This window comes from Desulfobacula phenolica (genome assembly GCF_900105645.1).
Taxonomy (GTDB): domain Bacteria; phylum Desulfobacterota; class Desulfobacteria; order Desulfobacterales; family Desulfobacteraceae; genus Desulfobacula; species Desulfobacula toluolica.
In genome coordinates this window covers 65,462-82,621 of sequence record NZ_FNLL01000005.1, presented here as the reverse complement: position 1 = coordinate 82,621, position 17,160 = coordinate 65,462, and the positions used below count along the sequence as shown (strand labels likewise).

The following is a 17,160-nucleotide window of genomic DNA, read 5'->3' as shown; positions in this document are numbered from 1 at the left end:
AAGGATATTTAACCAAAGGAGACACATATGAATGCCTTTATAGACTTTATTATGGGGCCAATGGTCTGGGTATCTTTTTTGATTTTCATACTCGGACTGATATTTAAAATCGTTTCTATTATCAAAGATGTGAATGCCAGAGAGCCTTATATCTATTCATACCTGACCTTGAAACACAGTTTAAGATCAATTTTTGCCTGGCTGATTCCGTTTTTCCCCCAAAGTACAAAACAAAGCCCGGTATTTTATTCAATATCTTATATTTTCCATCTGCTTCTTTTTATTGTTCCCATTTTTTTGATGTCCCACATTGTTTTGATTGATGAAGCGTTCCAGGTTTCCTGGATAGCTTTGGATGACGGCCTGGCCGATATATTAACTGTTGTTGTGATCCTTGCGTTGGTTTTCTTTGCCGTTCGAAGACAGAAGGTTCCTGAAGTAAGGTATTTAACATCCTTTAAAGATTATATATTGTTGTTAATTGTTGCTTTGCCTTTTATTACAGGTTTTCTGGCATATCACCAGTTCTTTTTATACAAACTAATGGTCATCATGCATGTGCTTTCAGGAGAGTTGATGCTCATTCTCATTCCGTTTTCAAGATTTTCCCACATGGTTGTTGCCCCGTTGACAAGGGCTTATATGGGGTCTGAATTTGGAAATGTCAGACATGCAAAAGACTGGTAATAAGCCAAAGGAGACAAATATGCTAAAGCCAATGACAAGCAAAGGAAATGATAACCAAAGGAAATGACAAAATGGATGAGTCCAATATGGTGAATGAAAAAAATACGGATGAAGCAGTTGAGGCGGGACTGGCAAGGCTGACACCGGAAAAAATAAAAAGCACCATTAACCAGGTGCTTCAGGATGAGACAGGTCCTAAATTTAAAGCTTATGTTGAGACCTGCATGCATTGCGGTCTGTGTGCGGAAGCATGTGTCTATTTTCTTTCAAATGATCGTGATCCGACATACTCACCTGCAGGTAAGGTAAAACAGACCATTTGGGAAATGCTTAAAAAAAAAGGGGAGGTCTCAACGGATTTTCTCAGAAGGGCGGTTCATATTGCCCATACGGAATGCAATGTCTGTAAACGTTGTGCCATGTATTGTCCCTTTGGTATTGATATTGCCTATCTGATGCTGCTGGTCCGAAGAATTTGTCATAAACTTGAAATAACACCGTTATATATTCAAGATACGGTGAACAGCCATTCCGCCACCATGAACCAGATGTGGGTCAAGGAGGATGAATGGATTGATACCCTTCAATGGCAGGAAGAGGATGCAAGAGAAGAGTTTGAAAACCTGAGAATCCCTTTGGATAAAGTGGGTTCTGATATCATGTATTCTGTTATCGCACCTGAACCAAAATTCCAGGCAGGATTAATTTATCAGACCGCCACCATAATGCATGCCGCAGGCATTGACTGGACCATGCCTTCAAGTCCGGGTTGGGATAATAGTAATATGGCCATGTATACAGGCGACAATGAAATTTCAGGCCGCATTGCCAGGGCATTTTATGAGACAGCCGCACGGTTGAAGGTAAAACGCATTGTCATGGGAGAGTGCGGACATGCATTCCGGTCAATTTATGATATGGGAAACCGTTGGATCGGCTGGTCTATGCCGCCCTTTGAGGTTGTTCATGCACTGGAATTTTATCATGAATTGCTGACATCGGGCCGGATCATGATTGGTGAAAAATTTAAAAAGACCGTTACACTCCATGATCCCTGCAATGTTTCCAGGGGAAGGGGATTGCACGATATGGCAAGACAAGTGACAAACATGTTGTGTGAGTCTTTTATAGAGATGACTCCGAACCGGGAACATAATTATTGCTGCGGCGCAGGTGGAGGTGTGATCAATTGCGGCCCTCCCTACAAAGGGGAACGTATGGTTAATAACAGGGTAAAGGCGGAACAATTAAAGGCAACCGGTGCCGAGGTTTTAATCGCTCCCTGCCACAATTGCCACAGCGGACTTGAAGATATTGTTGAGCATTATGATCTGAACATGGAAGTCAAATTCCTGGGAGATATTATTTTTGAAACCATGGAAAAGAAAATTTTTAAACCGGGAGATTAAGATGAAACAGATAGTTATTTTTATGGGTTTTATATTGTTTTTATTTGCGGCAGTTGTTTCGTTTTCCAATGCTGAACCGGACTCAGCTGAAAAATCCCAATTGGAACGATTGGACAATTCAGTATTTAAAAATCCCCATAGGCCAGGTGCTCTATTTGAGCATGATGATCATAATGATATGGCACAAATAGATGATTGTGCTGTTTGTCATCATGTGTATGACGGTAAAAAATTACTTGAGGATGAATCCAGCGAAGACAGTCAGTGTTCAGAATGTCATTCTCTGAAATCAGATGATGAAAATTCCGTTCCTTTGTTGCGTGCTTATCATAAACGGTGCAAGGACTGCCATTTTGAAGTAAATAAAGGTCCGGTACTTTGCGGTGAATGCCATATCAAATAGTCAGGAGGAACAGTATGAGTAAAAAAATTATGATCGTGGATGATGATCCGGCCATAACAAAATATCTGGAAACACTTTTTACTGACAATGGCTATGACACCTGTGTTGCAGTTGATGGTAAAAAAGCCCTGGATCTGTATAAAGCGCAAAGCCCTGATTTGATTACGCTTGATCTTGAAATGCCCGAAGAATGGGGGCCCAGATTTTTTAGAAAAGTCAGTAAATCAAAGGGGTTTAATACCCCTGTCATTGTTATCAGCGGACTGTCAAGCACAAAATATTCGATTCCAAAGGCTGCCGCTTTTTTCGGCAAACCTTTTGATGCTCAGAAGCTGCTGGAGAAAGTGGCGGATCTGTTGACCTGAGAGGCATATTTTAAGAGGTGTTTGTAAAAATGCAGTTTTTTGGTTTTTTGAGGTCGTTATGTTTAAAAAGATAGTTTTTGCAACTGATGGGTCTCCTGTCTGTGAAGCAGCAGCAAAAATTGCTTTTGAACTTTCAGAAAAATATAATTCTGAGCTTATCTTGATATACGTTTATGAGGATGACTCAAAAGAAAGTTGCCTTTTTGTTCCGGATTCATTGGCAATAAAAAGACTGCGGTTCAGACCTGATTATATTGCAGCAGTTCTGGAGGGAATGAAAAATACATATGGAGCTGTGGTTAAAAAAAACAAAGACTCCAAATATGAGTACCATGACAATAAAAAACCTGACCCTGATAATATTGAATATAAGGTGCTTGAAGGGGAACCTGCACAAGCAATCCTTGATTTTGCCTTAAAAATCGAAGCGGATTGCATTATCATGGGTGCGCATGGCAGGGTAGATGATCCTGACGGGAAAGGATTCATAAAAACTGCCGGGAAAACTTTGAAAAAGGTAATAAAAGAGGCGTGCTGTCCTGTATTGAGTATTGCAAGGCCTTGTGAAACCTGTTTCTGGTATTTTAGCCGGATTGTTTTTGGAACCAATTTTTCAGAGGCTTCCATGGCGGCCTTTGAGTTTGCATATCAACTGGCGGATTATATCGGTTGCAAACTGCATATTTTTCATGCGCTTAATCTTGATTCATCCGGAACACAAACTGTTCTTGGTCAGAAACAGATTGAAGATCAAATACAGGAAGCAAAAAACAGAATAGATCAAGAATATGTTTCTCAAATGCACAATTTTGATAATTATGATATTGCTGTCTGGGAAGGCAGCCCTTATATCGAATTGTTGAAATTTTCACGAGAAGCTCGCAGCGACCTTATCGTGATGGGCCATCACCACATGTATAGTGATCCTGATGAGGTATCCTTCGGCCCTACAATTGAACAGGTGGTTCTTCGATCCGCCTGTCCCGTGATAAGCGTGAACCGTTGATGATTTTTCAAATATAAAGGTTTTTTTTATGTTTATTAAGCAGTTTAAGTATTCAACTGATAACCTGGGATATCTGGCATATTCAAGAAAAGAAGGGATTGCCATTGATGCAGGTAGTGTAGATGATATTCTGAGTTTTGCCGAAAAGAACAATATACATATCAAATATGTCACAAATACCCATTCCCATTATGACCATACTCCGGGCAACCAGGCGTTGCTTGAAAAAACAAATGCTCAATTTATTGATTGCAGAAAGATCAAATCAGATCGGGCCATAGCGCTTGACATGGAAATAATAGAGGCGTACCACACCCCCGGTCACACTGATGATTCAATAACATTTGCAGCAGATGATTTTCTGGTCACTGGTGATACATTGTTTAACGGGACTATTGGGAATTGTTTTTCAGGCGACCTTGAAGCGTTTTTTAAATCCCTGAAACGTTTGATTGCATTGCCGGGCAATACCAAAATTTATGCTGGTCATGATTATGTTATCGAAGCCATTAAAATGGCAAAAATAATTGAAAAAGATAACCCGAATTTTGAAGCATACATTCAAAAATATAATTCCGGGTTAATCGTATCAACTCTGGATGATGAATTAAGTGTTAATCCTTACATACGGTTTAACGCCCAAAGAATGATACACAATTTAAACAAACGCAACATGCCTGCCAACACCGAGTTTGACAGATTTAAATCAATAATGGAAATTTATTGATTTAGTTTTTCTCCTGGCTTTTTGCCCTTGTAATTCATTATTTAGGATTTACCTTAAGCGCAATTATTTTTTTATGCTCCAACAGTTTTGTGGAAAATATCAGATATTTTATTGATTACCGGAGATAGCATTAATGCTTGATAAAAATAAAAAATTTATTGATGACTCCCGGAAGGATAACTGTTTTGCCTTGGGCAGACAACTTACCATTGAGTATTATGAATGCTCAACAAAAGCTCTTTTAGATGAAGCCTTGGTAGAAAAAGCTCTGTTAGATGCAGCTCAAAAAAGCGGTGCAACCGTGATTAATTCGACATTTCATAAATTCGAACCCCAGGGAATCAGCGGGGTCGTCGTGATAGCAGAGTCTCATTTTACAGTGCATGCGTGGCCGGAACATGATTATGCTGCGGTTGATATATTCACATGCGGAGATAATATTGATTTGGAAATAGCCATCAATTCCATGAAAGATTCTTTTGAGTCTGAAAATGTTGTTGTTTCTTCTGATCAAAACAGGGGAATTATTTCCAAAGCGTTTGAACAAAAAAAAGTGGGACAGATTGTCAAAAAATCAGAAATATATCCGATTTCCTGGAAAAAGGAATATGAAAGTAAAAATCCATGGGGTGTTTTAACTTCTGTGGATATTTATGACAGTGATCCGAATATTATCAGTGATGCAAAAAGCATTAAACAATTTGTATATCAATTGTGTGATCTGATTGATATGAAGCGGTTTGGGGAATGCCAGGTTGTTCATTTCGGAGACGATGAAAAAGTTGAAGGGTTCAGCATGACGCAACTTATTGAAACGTCATTGATTTCAGGTCATTTTGCCAATGCATCAAACAGAATTTACCTGGATGTATTCAGTTGTAAATTTTATGAACCCAGGGAAGTTGCTCAGTTTGCAATGTCATTTTTCAAAGGTGATCATTATAAGATCCAGATTGCTTTAAGGCAATAATCCAATCAAATTCCAATTGTCTGCCAGGAGGTCTTTTTTCCAATAGCCGGCAATTGAGGTATGCGCGATAATAAAAATGAAAAATTATAGTAAAATAAAAAACGGCTGGTTTTCGGAAATATGTCCCATGTGGCCTGGCATAGCTTTGTCTCTTGAGATCGAAGAGGTTTTGTACAGCAACAAGAGCAAATTTCAGCAGATTGACCTGTACCAAACCCGGAACCATGGAAAAATGCTTGTCCTGGATGGTATTATCCAGTTGACACAGTCAGATGAATTTGCTTACCAGGAGATGCTGGCCCATGTGCCTTTGTTTGCCCACCCCAATCCTGAAAATGTTCTGGTCATTGGGGGCGGAGATGGGGGCGTTTTAAGGGAAATTGCCCGCCATGCCTGTGTTAAAACCATTGATTTTTGTGAAATTGATGAAGAGGTCATCAAGGTGTCAAAAGAATTTTTGCCTGATATGGCCTGCGGGTTTGATGATCCAAGGGTCAGGGTTCATATTGGGGATGGAAACGCCTATCTCCGGGAACAAAAAAATAAATACGATGTGATTATTGTGGATTCTTCCGATCCCATTGGTCCGGGGGAGGCCTTGTTTGAAAGGCCATTTTACGAAAATTTAAAAGCCGCACTTCGTCAAAACGGAATCATTGCCACTCAGGGTGAATCTTTTTTTATGCACAAGGAGTGCGTTGCCAATCTTGTGAAGATTACAAAAGAGCTGTTTGAGGTTCAGGCATATTCCTATATACTTGTTCCCACATATCCGGGTGGTAATATAGGCATCTGCTTGGGATCTTTAGGCCCTCAATTAAAAACTCCTTGCCGCACTATGTCTGATGCAATTCAAAAACAATTAAACTATTATACGCCAAAAATCCATGAGGCTTCTTTTGTTCTGCCTTATTTTGCCCAAAAAATGTTTGAAACCTTATAATAACGAGATTTGTCCCCTCCAATGAACAAAAGATATTAAAAAATGCCAAATGATTCCAAAACAGAATTTATCATAAAGACCATTAAATCCGCTTCAATGGATGATTTAATTGGTCTTTACAAGGATGCTGGGTGGTGGGATTCTTCTTTTGAAGAACATCCTGAATTCTTGCAGTCTATTGTAAAAGATTCAGCCCTTTTTGTGGGTGCTTTTGCGGGACAAAGACTTGTCGGAATGGGGCGTGCCCTTTCTGATCTTGCAAGTGATGCTTATATTCAGGATGTCGCAGTTTTAAAGACATTCAGGGGCAAAGGGATTGGTAAAAAAATTGTTCAAACACTGGTAAAACGATTAAAGGAGAAAGGGGTTGGCTGGATCGGACTTGTTGCTGAGCCGGGAACCTCTTTGTTTTACACAAAACTGGGATTTGAAACACTCAAAGATCATGTTCCGTTAAAATATAAGGATTGATAAAATGTACAGGGCAGAAGCGGTTTTACAGGCTCCCCCAAAAAAAACAAGACTTCCTGAGTTAAACCGATTTGATTTAAAAGACCGGGGGATGATTCAAACTTATATTGACACTTTCAAGCCCTTGTCCTGCGAGTATAATTTTTCAAATCTTTTTGCCTGGCAGGATGCTTATCAGCTTACCTGGACCTTGTACCAGGAACGGCTTTTGATTTATGATAATGTTTCTCAATGTGGATTTATCCCTTTGGGAGAAGACTTTTGTCCTGAAGAACTTGTTGTCTTGTCGTTAAATTTAAAAGATATGGGTCTGACACCTGATTTTTATCTTGTCACACCGGATTATTTGAGAAGATTTCCATGGATTGAAAATTATTATGAGGTCAGAGAAGAGCGCGATTATTCAGAATACATATATGATGTTAACAGCCTGTGTGAACTTACCGGGAAAAAACTGCACAAAAAAAGAAATTTGATATCACAGTTCAAGCGATCCTATCCTGATTTTGAGGTTCATCCATTAAAAGGAGAGTATAAATCTAAAGCTCTGGAGCTGACAAAAGAATTGATGAGCCGCAGCAAACTAAACTCAACAACCCTTGACCATGAGTTTTGTGCATTAAAAACATCATTTGATTATTTTGAAGATCTTGGGTTGGAAGGGCTTTCCATAACAATTGGAAGCCGGATGGTCGCATTTTCTGTTTTCAGCCGATTGAGCCGGTCCACCTATGACATTCAGTTTGAAAAATCTGATATTGAATTTAAGGGGGTGTCCCAGGTTATCAATCATGAAACAGCACTCTATCTTAAAGATAAGTGTTTCTACCTTAACCGGGAGCAGGATCTTGGCATCAAGGGGCTTCGTCAGGCAAAACTGTCCTATCAGCCTTTAAAGCTGCTTACCCTGTACAGCCTTGTTTTCTCCCCACTGAATTAATCAAACCCTTGCTTTTGAAAAGCGCTTGTTTTATTGTTACCGGGTTTAAGTCCAAAGGGAAATTGCCAGGTCTGCACATGGCAGTTAATTTGATTTTTTCAGGCAGTGGACTATTTTATGATTGATGCAAATTTTAAATATAGAAACAGGTTGTTGTTTGCTTTTTTGATTGTTTTTGTTCCGTTGATTTTAATCAGCAGCACCATTGCATATTACCAGGTCAAAAAAATTCTGCAAACCAATATTGAAAAAGAACTACAGGACACAACCCTTTCTTTATTAAACCTGATACAAACTTCTGCCGCACTTTCTATAAAAAACAGGCTTCATGCCATTGCCGATAAAAATTTAGATATTGCCCGTTATTATTATGGTAAATATCAATCCGGATTGTTGAGCAGGTCTGAAACAATTAAAATCATTAAAGAAATATTTTTAAGTCAGTCTGTTGGCATGAAAGGTTATATTTATTGCATTAACAGTAAAGGGATTATTACGGTTCATCCAAATGAAAAAATAAGCAATAAGAATTTTTCCGAACTTGAATTTATCAGGCAGCAGATACAAATTAAAAGAGGATATCTTGAATATGATATAAAAAAAGAGGGGGAATCAAACAAGCAATCCAAAGCCCTTTATATGGTTTATTTTGAACCGTTTGACTGGATTATTTCAGCGTCTTCCTATCGTGAAGAGTTCAGCTCTTTTTTAAATATCGATGATTTCAGAAACAGTATTCTTTCTTTTAAATCAGGAGAAACAGGATATGCCTTTGTTCTGAGTGAAGAGGGTGACGTTGTTGTGCATCCCACCATGCAGGGGATAAACCTGTTAAGGCAATCAGCGTATTCCAATGAGTTTTTTAAACAGATCCTTAAAGAAAAAAACGGGAAAATCAGATATTTCTGGAAAAATCCCCATGAATTAAAACCTCGGGAAAAGATAACGATTTTCAAATATTTGCCGGAATATAAATGGATTGTTGCTTCTTCAAGCTATGTGGAGGAAGTTTTCTCTCCTTTGAGTACATTCAGGAATTTTTTAGTGGTTTTCATGATATTAATCATCTTATCATCTGTCTGGATAACGTATCTAATAAGTACTTCTGTGACAAAACCGCTGGTGTCATTGATGGATACACTGGATCAAGGTGCCCGGGGTGATTTTTCCGTTCGTATGGATGATGATGCTCCTTATGAGTTTGGCAGGCTGGCTCGTCAGTTTAATTCTTTTATGGATCAGTTGGAACAGAACCAGGAAAAGATTAAAACCGAAATTAAAAAAAACAAAGAAGCCCGTGCCGTTATCGAAGAATATGATCTTAGGCTGCGCAGTCTGTTTAATCAATCTTTCCAGTACACGGGTCTGTTATCCCCTTTGGGAATGCTTGAAGAGGTCAATCAGAGTTCACTTGATTTTGTAGGATGTACTGCAGATGACGTGATGGGTAAACCTTTCTGGCAGACACCCTGGTGGCGTCATGATCCCAAGGTTCGGCAACAAGTGAAAGCCGCTGTTGAAAGGGCTGCCAAGGGGGATTTTATTCGATTTGAAATCACAAATATTTCAAAAGATGATCAGATCAGAAATATTGATACCACCATAAAGCCTGTTTTAAATTCATTGGGTGACGTGGCGTTCATGATCGTAGAAGGCAGGGATATCACAGCATATAAACTTGCTGCCCAGGAAACAAAAACCTTGGCTGTGAGATTGGAAAAAGCCCAGAAAATGGAGGCAATCGGAACCCTTGCCGGTGGAATTGCCCATGATTTTAATAATATCCTGTCAGGAATTTTAGGGTATTCGGAATTGGCACAATTGAACCTGGACAGCCCGGCAAAAGCAAAAAAATATATTGAATTGATTGTCAAAGGCGCCCAGAGAGCTGCCGGCCTTACCCGGCAGATTCTGACATTCAGCCGCCAGAGTCAGACAGAACCTGAAAAGTATCCGTTGAATTTATATCTTGTGGTAAAAGAAGCCCTTAAATTATTGCGTTCATCAATCCCAACGTCCATTAAAATCAGTGAAAATATTGTTTCAAAAGCAAAAGTCCTGGCTGATTCGGTACAAATGCATCAGTTGATTATGAATCTTTGCACCAATGCTTACCATGCCATTGGAGAAAACAAAGGTGTTTTGACGGTACAACTTCAAGAAGTTGAGATTTCAAAAGACAAAGATGTTTTTGATCATATTATCACCAAAGGAAGATATCTTGAGCTTGAGATCACTGACACCGGTCTTGGGATGGATGAAAAAATTTTATTAAAAGCGTTTGATCCGTATTTTACCACCAAAGAGGTGGGAAAGGGGACGGGTTTTGGTCTGTCCATGGTTCATGCCATTGTTGAATCACATGGCGGTTATATAAAAGTTGAAAGTACGGAAGGACAGGGAACAAGTTTTCGTATATACCTGCCGTTGATTGATCAGGAAACGGATTTTGATTTCTGTGGAAAAGAAGAAAAAGTATTGAAACGCGGAGTTGAAAAAATCATGATTGTGGATGATGAAGAAAATATCCGCTTGATTGGTCAGGCATTTTTAACCGGTTGCGGTTACTCGGTTGACACCTTTGAAAATGGTATAAAAGCCTTTGAAGCGTTTGAAAAAGATCCGGATCAATTCGATTTGATTGTTACGGATATGACCATGCCCGGTATGACGGGTGATGAGCTTGCCAAAAAAGTGTTCAACCTTCGCAAGGATATGCCGATTATTTTGTGTACCGGATACAGTGAGACTGTGTCAGAGGCAAAAGCACTTGAGATGGGCATTCGAAAATATGTTCAAAAACCGGTAGCCAATAAAGAACTGGCAGTATTAATTCGGGAAATACTGGACCTTAAGGTATAGAATCTGAAGATATCGGATACAAAAGTTTAATTGTTTTTACTTCTGGAGATTAAAATTTTTAAAATATCTTCTTTTCCGATAATGCCTACAAGTTTGTTTTTATCTACCACCGGGAGGGTATGAAAATGTTTTTCAACCATCAGGCTTGCAATTTCAGAAACAGGGGTATCAGGATGGACCGAAATGGGATTTTTTACCATGGCCTGTTTTACTTTTGTGGCTGCAATCTTCTTGAGTTCCGAATTCAGTCTTTTAGAGGATGACAATGGGATAATTCCGTCAAGGAGGACGAAAATTGGGGGGAACGGAATGTCTTTTTGTGCAAAAATCAAATCACTCTGGCATAAGATTCCTTTAAGGATTCCATTTGAATCAACTACGGGAACGCCGTTGATATGATTGTTTAAAAGAATTTCAACCGCTTTGGTGATATCTGTGTCAGGGGAAATGGATATAATATCTTTTTTCATAATATCTTTTGCTGTTATCATGTAACATCTCCTTTTGCATCCATTTTTTTCAGGCGAAATGGTTTTCAGACGACGTGGCGAACTGCCATAACCGGACACTGAGATCGGCTGATGACTCGATCAGTTGTAGATCCCACTAAAAAACGCTCTAAAAGGCTGTGGCCCCGGACCCCAAGTATGATCATATCCATTTCTTTTTTTTCAGCATAGTCGATCAGTTCCTTGTATGGCTCTCCTTCAAGTATGACGGTAACAGGTGTACACCAGTTCCGGCTGTCTTCCGGAACCATATTGATAAGCTGCTTTTCAAGGCGGTTGAACATTATTTGTTTTTTCTCTTTTTCTTCTTCTATTGTTTTTTGGGACAGATTCAGATGTTCGGCACGAATCCAGCTGATATCCTCACCCACTTGGTGTTCCATTGGTCTGATTATATGGGCCAGATAAAGTTGTGTTTGAAATTCCTGTGCAAGACTCAGGGCATAGTCAAAAGCAAGTTTGGAATCAGGTGAAAAATCGCATCCTACAAGAATTCGTTTCAGTTTTATACCATCCTCAACCGGTGAAACCACATGATCTTCAGGTGTATGCAGCACCAGAAAAGGGCATTCCAGGATTTTTACCAGCCGGTTGGTGACAGAACCGATTAAAAATCGTTTTACGCCTGAACCGCCATGAGTTGCGGCAATTACCATGTCCATGTTTTTTTCGCGGCTAATCTGTTCGATTTCATCCGGCGGGTGGCCGGCAGCAACGATTATTTCACATTCAGTTCCAATTTCTTCTGCCAGTTTTTCAAGTCTTTCCTCGGCATTGCGGATTCGCTCACTTTCAATGCCTGCGTAGTCAAGATATGGAGGCATATGGCTTGAAACCATAAGCGTTCCCGGAACAATATGGCACAGACAAAGTTTTGAATTAAATTCCACGGCAAGTGATTTGCCATAAGACACGATAAGATTTGTAAAGTCTGAAAAATCAATGGCACACAGTATTTTTTTTGGTTCTATTCTCATGATTTGACTCCTTTTTTTTGTAATTGATAACAAACCAAAGACATCTGAAGGTCTTTTTTTCAACACAGAAGCAAAAAAAACGGTAAAAGGAAGACGGATGCCGGTGAAAAATCAGCCTCGTTTTATTGTAATCTTCTTCTGCATAGGGCGTCAAGAAAAAAAATAGCATAAAATGCAAGGGTCTATTTGTTTTAACGGATTTTCAATCTATGATATAATGTGTTTTAAAAGTTGATATAAATGCCATGGCCGTTTTTATATGAAAGTCTTTAAAAATCCAAACAGCGACTTTCATGTTTTGTTGTGGACAAATCTGAGAGAAAGATCAAGTCTGCCCGTGGCAGTTTTATGTGAAAGAACTTCTAAACTGTTTGGAATCAAGTTTCTTTCATTTTTGTTGTTACAGATCAATCTGCCATGGCCGTTATATGAAACACAAACATCATTCATGGATCAGATTAGAAAAAAAGACATGACCGCTTATCCTTTTCTTTTCAGCCCTTTGCAGGTTGGGGGGCATCAAATGAAAAACAGGCTGATTGCCCTGCCTGTTCATACCGGGTTTGCATATCCGGATGGTACTGTAAGTTCCTGGCTGATTGATTTTTATACCAGGTTGGCAGACTCTGGTGTGGCAATGGTGGTTGTCGCTAATACGGCTGTTTCCGCAGATGGCGTTGTTTCAAAGTTTAACCTTCGAATTGATAAGGATAAGTTCATCCCCGGTTTGTCAAAACTGGCAAAGGCGATACAAAACAAAGGTGCCATTGCCTGTCTTCAGCTTAACCATGCCGGAAGGTTTGCGAAAACCAGCCGTCCGCTGCTGCCTTCTGCTGTCACCAGTGAGAATTTATCTTTTAATGTGGAATCATTAAAGGATTTTATGGAATTTTTTCCTTTTGAAAAACGGTTTAGTCTTACCCGATATCTTTTGGGGCAGTTTAATAAATGGAGACAGGCCATGACTTGTGAGGATAGGGCAAGGGTTATTGAAGATTTCGGCTTATCCGCTGCCAGGGCATATGAAGCAGGTTTTGACATGGTTGAACTTCACGGTGCAAACGGCTATCTTTTGTGTCAGTACCTGTCTTGCTTTACCAACAAAATTGACTCTGGTTTTGGGGGTGATTTCCAGGAACGGACAACATTTCCCCTTGCTGTAATACAAAGCGTAAAAAAAAATGTTCCAAAGAATTTTCCCGTGGGATACCGGCTTATTATCAGGGAATGGGTTCCTCAGGGCATTGACCTTCCCGAAGCTCTGGCTTTTGCACAGGTTCTTGAAAAAAATAAAATTGCATATCTTTCCGCCTCTGCAGGGACATACAATTCCATATTTTCTCCGGCTGTATTAAAAAGCATTGCCAAAACAGCTTATCTGAAAAAAGATATGGCCAAACTCACGGCAGGAGTCGGTATTCCCACCATAACATCCGGCAGGATCACCACACCTTTGATGGCGGATAAACTGGTCAAGGAAGGCATTGCAGATCTGATCGGTCTGGGAAGGCCTTTGAGGACTGATCCCTTATGGGTGGCCAAGGCCGTGGATAAAAATCGTAAAATAATACATTGTGTGAATTGTAACTGGTGCCTGAAACAGGTTGTATTGGAACAGGGATTTGCCTGCAGCCGCTGGCCCGAAGAACTCCGTGACAGGACAAGACTTGAGCATCAGTTGATGACACGCAATTATAAACCTCTGTGGGTGATTTGTGATATTGAGGATATTTATACCTTTAAAAAATCTTTGCCGCTTCTTATCCGGGCCAAAAAGAAAAATTTTTTTCCCACGGTTTTGATGCTCAGGCAAGCCCTACAGGGACGGGATGTTGATCAAGCACAAAATAAATTTATAGAATGGATGAAAGATGTTGTTGATCTGAACTGCTCTGGTGACGGGACAGTTAATTTTGTTGTGAAAGAACATACGGGAAATCTGGAAAAACTTGTGTATGATGAAATTTGTATGGGCGATTACGGACAGGTTTTTATCAGTTCAAACTCAAACGAAGCCTGGAGGGACCGGTTGTTGTATAAACAGCAGGGAAAGGTGCTGGCACGCCTTTGTGCCAATATTCGTCAGCACAAAGTGATTGTGCCGGTTGATTTGTCTCCTGCAACATTGCTGGTAATGATTTTTTTGCGTAAAACCTTGATGCGGGAAAAAAACTTTCACATAAGTTTTGTCAATGTCCTGACCGGAAAGTCAAGTCCGGTTGAACGCCAGTGGGAAAAAATGAAAAAAATTACAAAGTTTAAAGAAAATATTCCATTGGAATTTATCCGCCCTGAAAACAATATGGCAACCAATATGACAACCAATGTAATTTTAGCGCTGGTTGAGACGATTATTACCCGTAAATACGGGACGGTAATTATGGGAAAACGCGGTCTTTCAGGGATAAAACGCTGGCTGCTCGGCAGTGTTTCTTCGGGCGTTCTGCATCGGCTTACGGATCAGACCTTGTTTTTAATTGATTAACTGCCACGGGCAGATCTGGCTATTATTTTACAATAATCTGGTCATTCGGGTTTGCCTACAATACCCTAAAGGGCAGAAACCAAAAAATGAAAGGCGCTGTTTGGATTTTTAAAGACTTTCATATGAATTTGTCTGACGTTCAGCCAGGGTCTTGATACAGCAAATGGCATGGTTCCATACCACATCATGGGCATAGTCAGGGAACGTGTGTTTGAAAAGTTTCCAGAAGATTCGGCTGATCATCCCATGGCCTTTTTTAAAGTTAAATGCCGTGTAAATTGTCAGGCGGTTGTTTCCATCATTTGTGGGGGTGATATCAAACAGCAGTTTGCCATGGCTTGTAAACAACTCCTGGGGGTCATACAACAGGGATTTGTTTGGAATGCATCGGGCAAGGCAAACATCCATGGAAACCGGCAGGATCTTCAATTTGTAACGAATAATAGATCCAATATGGTTTGGCAGTCCTGATATTCTTTTTACATCCACAAACCTGAGTTTGAGAAACTTTGCATCAGCATCTCCGAATTTGCCCAGTTCTTTAAATATGGCTCTGGATGAGGCCCTGATCTTGATGGTATACATCCGTTCCATTTGCGGGGAAGTATCAAGGGTGATTGCCAGGGGCGCTGAAATTGATTGTTTGATATAATTGCGTTTTTCCTTGAGGATGACCGTTGGATAACGGCCATAGGTTTCCCAGTTCAGGCCGAAGAACAATTCCGTGAGAATATTTCGCAGCGTCTTGACTCCTCCGGTGAGAAGCGAACAAAAAACAGGAATACGCATGAATTCCCGGAAAATGTGTGCATAGTCGGCCCCTCCGCTTCCAATTTTCCACAGAACATTTCCCATCGGCCATTGGGTCATTTTTTTGAATTTCATTTCAGTGGCAAAGGTCTGGTAGAGTATCCGGCTGAGAATATCTGATTTTAAAATGGCTTGTATCAAGGCGAAAAGGACCTTTCCATACCGGTTGTCCTTTCTAATCCATTGAATAACCTCCTTGTTCTCCTGTTCCAGGCTTTTTTTGTCAACGCCTGTGTGAATAATGGTTTGGGCAAGGCGCTGTGCGCTGATAAACGCGGAATAAAGCCCGTCCCTGTAGAGTCTTGCCCCCATGGCATCCCCCACCATTGATATCCTGTCTTCAAAAGGGGACCGGGATGGGGAAATCACCATGTTGGGGCAGCAAGAGCAGGCAATGGGTGTGTTATCCGGTGTGATATGGGGCAAAATACCTCGGACATGGGGCAATGATAAAAATTGTCTTATAATCCGGGCTGTATCTTCAGGTAAAGATGCCGAGTCAATGCTTTTTCCGGTAAGTGCCACAGTGAGATATCCTTGTTTTGGAACAAGGACAATATGGTCAAGATGCAGCTTTTTTGAGCCGGATACAATAAGGTAAAGCTCTTTGTCCATATGTTTTTTTAGGTAGGCTCGGCCCGGTTTGAGTTCAAATACCAGTGTGGGTCTTACCCCGGGTGGTACAAATGAAGGATTAAGGGTTTGGTATGACCTTATAAACCGGCTTTGCCTTTGTTTTTTTTTTGCAGGAGCATTCATTCCAGTTGCAATACATACAAAATCCGATTCAATGGAGAACTTTTTTCCTGAAAGTGGTGTGATAATCAGGATCGGTTTACGGGTGCAAGAGTATCGGATAGTTTCAACATAACCGTTAATGACGGATGCACCTTGTTCCAGAGCTTTTTTTAAAAGAAAATTATCAAATCCCTTGCCCCGGAGTTCCCGGTCAGGGGGCAGGATACCCCGGAAAACCGAACATACCTTTTGGAATGATGGTACTTTTAGCGGAAAATTTTTCCAGAGCCCGTGAATCCATATGTGGGAAAATTCTGTATTCACCACTTTTTGTGGCGGTTTGAGGCCATTTTTGGCCAGTGCATTGTACAGTCGGGGTGAAATAACACCGGCACAGAAATTACAGCCTTTGAGTGTCCATTCGTTGCTGAATGGTTCCTGAACAACTCGGCTATCAATAAGGGTTATGGATAAGATAGTTTGTGTTTTTTTAGCTTCCCGGAGAAGGTGAATGGCAAATAAAGATCCGGCTGGTCCGCAACCTACCACAAGAACCCGGCTTTTGTCTTTTAATATGGTAGGTTTTCCGGTTTTTCCATTAGTCACAATGATTACACTTCCTGGGTTCCTGATGGTTTTTAGAATCGTTCGACAGGCTGTTACAGAACTAAAAATATTTTCGCAAGACCACTAAATATACTAATATTTATCTTGATTGTTGGTTTTTAATTATGCATCCATCAGGTATGCTCATCTGTTTAAATTATTTGTTCATAATAACAAAAGCAAAAAGGGTTTACAACTGAAAGCCGGCACTGGTTCAGACAAAATATCTTGCAATCGAATCTCATCAAGCCT

At 40.2% G+C, this 17,160-nt stretch carries 15 protein-coding genes; 12 read left to right on the top strand and 3 right to left on the bottom strand.

The window, feature by feature from the left end:
* Nucleotides 1-27: 27 nt before the first annotated feature.
* The 11 genes from tmcC to BLT94_RS09325 all read left to right on the top strand — a co-directional run bounded on the left by tmcC (nt 28) and on the right by BLT94_RS09325 (nt 10,783).
* Nucleotides 28-687 (top strand): TmcC family electron transfer complex membrane anchor subunit, encoded by a 660-nt coding sequence (gene tmcC, locus BLT94_RS09375; protein WP_014957402.1) that lies wholly within the window; start codon nt 28-30, stop codon nt 685-687.
* 71 nt (nt 688-758) lie between these two features.
* Complete coding sequence (gene tmcB / locus BLT94_RS09370) at nt 759-2,096, top strand: electron transfer complex ferredoxin TmcB (RefSeq protein WP_014957403.1); 1,338 nt, start codon at nt 759-761, stop codon at nt 2,094-2,096.
* A 1-nt stretch (nt 2,097) separates the two neighbouring features.
* Nucleotides 2,098-2,499 (top strand): acidic tetraheme cytochrome c3 TmcA, encoded by a 402-nt coding sequence (gene tmcA / locus BLT94_RS09365; protein ID WP_092233204.1) that lies wholly within the window; start codon nt 2,098-2,100, stop codon nt 2,497-2,499.
* Nucleotides 2,500-2,513: 14 nt separating this feature from the next.
* Nucleotides 2,514-2,864: a DVU0259 family response regulator domain-containing protein gene (gene divK / locus BLT94_RS09360; protein ID WP_014957405.1), complete on the top strand. Its 351-nt coding sequence runs from the start codon at nt 2,514-2,516 to the stop codon at nt 2,862-2,864.
* A gap of 58 nt (nt 2,865-2,922) precedes the next feature.
* Nucleotides 2,923-3,870: a universal stress protein gene (locus BLT94_RS09355; protein WP_092233201.1), complete on the top strand. Its 948-nt coding sequence runs from the start codon at nt 2,923-2,925 to the stop codon at nt 3,868-3,870.
* A 28-nt stretch (nt 3,871-3,898) separates the two neighbouring features.
* A complete protein-coding gene (locus BLT94_RS09350; protein ID WP_092233198.1) occupies nt 3,899-4,597 on the top strand; it encodes an MBL fold metallo-hydrolase in 699 nt (232 codons plus the stop codon).
* A gap of 133 nt (nt 4,598-4,730) precedes the next feature.
* Complete coding sequence (gene speD / locus BLT94_RS09345) at nt 4,731-5,567, top strand: adenosylmethionine decarboxylase (RefSeq protein WP_092233195.1); 837 nt, start codon at nt 4,731-4,733, stop codon at nt 5,565-5,567.
* A gap of 76 nt (nt 5,568-5,643) precedes the next feature.
* Complete coding sequence (speE, locus tag BLT94_RS09340; protein WP_092233193.1) at nt 5,644-6,510, top strand: spermidine synthase; 867 nt, start codon at nt 5,644-5,646, stop codon at nt 6,508-6,510.
* Nucleotides 6,511-6,552: 42 nt separating this feature from the next.
* Nucleotides 6,553-6,981: a GNAT family N-acetyltransferase gene (locus tag BLT94_RS09335; RefSeq protein WP_092233190.1), complete on the top strand. Its 429-nt coding sequence runs from the start codon at nt 6,553-6,555 to the stop codon at nt 6,979-6,981.
* A 4-nt stretch (nt 6,982-6,985) separates the two neighbouring features.
* A complete protein-coding gene (locus BLT94_RS09330; protein WP_092233187.1) occupies nt 6,986-7,921 on the top strand; it encodes a DUF2156 domain-containing protein in 936 nt (311 codons plus the stop codon).
* 117 nt (nt 7,922-8,038) lie between these two features.
* Nucleotides 8,039-10,783 (top strand): cache domain-containing protein, encoded by a 2,745-nt coding sequence (locus BLT94_RS09325; protein WP_092233184.1) that lies wholly within the window; start codon nt 8,039-8,041, stop codon nt 10,781-10,783.
* 26 nt (nt 10,784-10,809) lie between these two features.
* Here the strand turns inward: BLT94_RS09325 and BLT94_RS09320 are convergent, their stop codons facing one another.
* Complete coding sequence (locus BLT94_RS09320; RefSeq protein ID WP_092233181.1) at nt 10,810-11,274, bottom strand: CBS domain-containing protein; 465 nt, start codon at nt 11,272-11,274, stop codon at nt 10,810-10,812.
* Nucleotides 11,275-11,318: 44 nt separating this feature from the next.
* Nucleotides 11,319-12,269, bottom strand: coding sequence for a universal stress protein (locus BLT94_RS09315; RefSeq protein WP_092233179.1), 951 nt, complete (start codon nt 12,267-12,269; stop codon nt 11,319-11,321).
* A 259-nt stretch (nt 12,270-12,528) separates the two neighbouring features.
* Here BLT94_RS09315 and BLT94_RS09310 point away from each other — a divergent pair, with 259 nt between their 5' ends.
* Nucleotides 12,529-14,754 carry an oxidoreductase gene (locus BLT94_RS09310; RefSeq protein ID WP_092233176.1) on the top strand — a complete coding sequence of 742 codons (2,226 nt, stop codon included), beginning with the start codon at nt 12,529-12,531 and terminating at the stop codon, nt 14,752-14,754.
* 108 nt (nt 14,755-14,862) lie between these two features.
* Here the strand turns inward: BLT94_RS09310 and BLT94_RS09305 are convergent, their stop codons facing one another.
* Nucleotides 14,863-16,908, bottom strand: a complete 2,046-nt coding sequence (locus tag BLT94_RS09305) for an NAD(P)/FAD-dependent oxidoreductase (protein WP_092233172.1) — start codon at nt 16,906-16,908, stop codon at nt 14,863-14,865.
* Nucleotides 16,909-17,160: the final 252 nt, after the last annotated feature.

Excerpts from the sequence above, each read along its gene's own strand:
- tmcC (WP_014957402.1), top strand. The coding sequence starts at position 28 with ATGAATGCCTTTATAGACTTTATTATGGGGCCAATGGTCTGGGTATCT.
- tmcB (WP_014957403.1), top strand. The coding sequence starts at position 759 with ATGGATGAGTCCAATATGGTGAATGAAAAAAATACGGATGAAGCAGTT.
- tmcA (WP_092233204.1), top strand. The coding sequence starts at position 2,098 with ATGAAACAGATAGTTATTTTTATGGGTTTTATATTGTTTTTATTTGCG.
- divK (WP_014957405.1), top strand. The coding sequence starts at position 2,514 with ATGAGTAAAAAAATTATGATCGTGGATGATGATCCGGCCATAACAAAA.
- BLT94_RS09355 (WP_092233201.1), top strand. The coding sequence starts at position 2,923 with ATGTTTAAAAAGATAGTTTTTGCAACTGATGGGTCTCCTGTCTGTGAA.
- BLT94_RS09350 (WP_092233198.1), top strand. The coding sequence starts at position 3,899 with ATGTTTATTAAGCAGTTTAAGTATTCAACTGATAACCTGGGATATCTG.
- speD (WP_092233195.1), top strand. The coding sequence starts at position 4,731 with ATGCTTGATAAAAATAAAAAATTTATTGATGACTCCCGGAAGGATAAC.
- speE (WP_092233193.1), top strand. The coding sequence starts at position 5,644 with ATGAAAAATTATAGTAAAATAAAAAACGGCTGGTTTTCGGAAATATGT.
- BLT94_RS09335 (WP_092233190.1), top strand. The coding sequence starts at position 6,553 with ATGCCAAATGATTCCAAAACAGAATTTATCATAAAGACCATTAAATCC.
- BLT94_RS09330 (WP_092233187.1), top strand. The coding sequence starts at position 6,986 with ATGTACAGGGCAGAAGCGGTTTTACAGGCTCCCCCAAAAAAAACAAGA.
- BLT94_RS09325 (WP_092233184.1), top strand. The coding sequence starts at position 8,039 with ATGATTGATGCAAATTTTAAATATAGAAACAGGTTGTTGTTTGCTTTT.
- BLT94_RS09320 (WP_092233181.1), bottom strand. The coding sequence starts at position 11,274 with ATGATAACAGCAAAAGATATTATGAAAAAAGATATTATATCCATTTCC.
- BLT94_RS09315 (WP_092233179.1), bottom strand. The coding sequence starts at position 12,269 with ATGAGAATAGAACCAAAAAAAATACTGTGTGCCATTGATTTTTCAGAC.
- BLT94_RS09310 (WP_092233176.1), top strand. The coding sequence starts at position 12,529 with ATGAAAGTCTTTAAAAATCCAAACAGCGACTTTCATGTTTTGTTGTGG.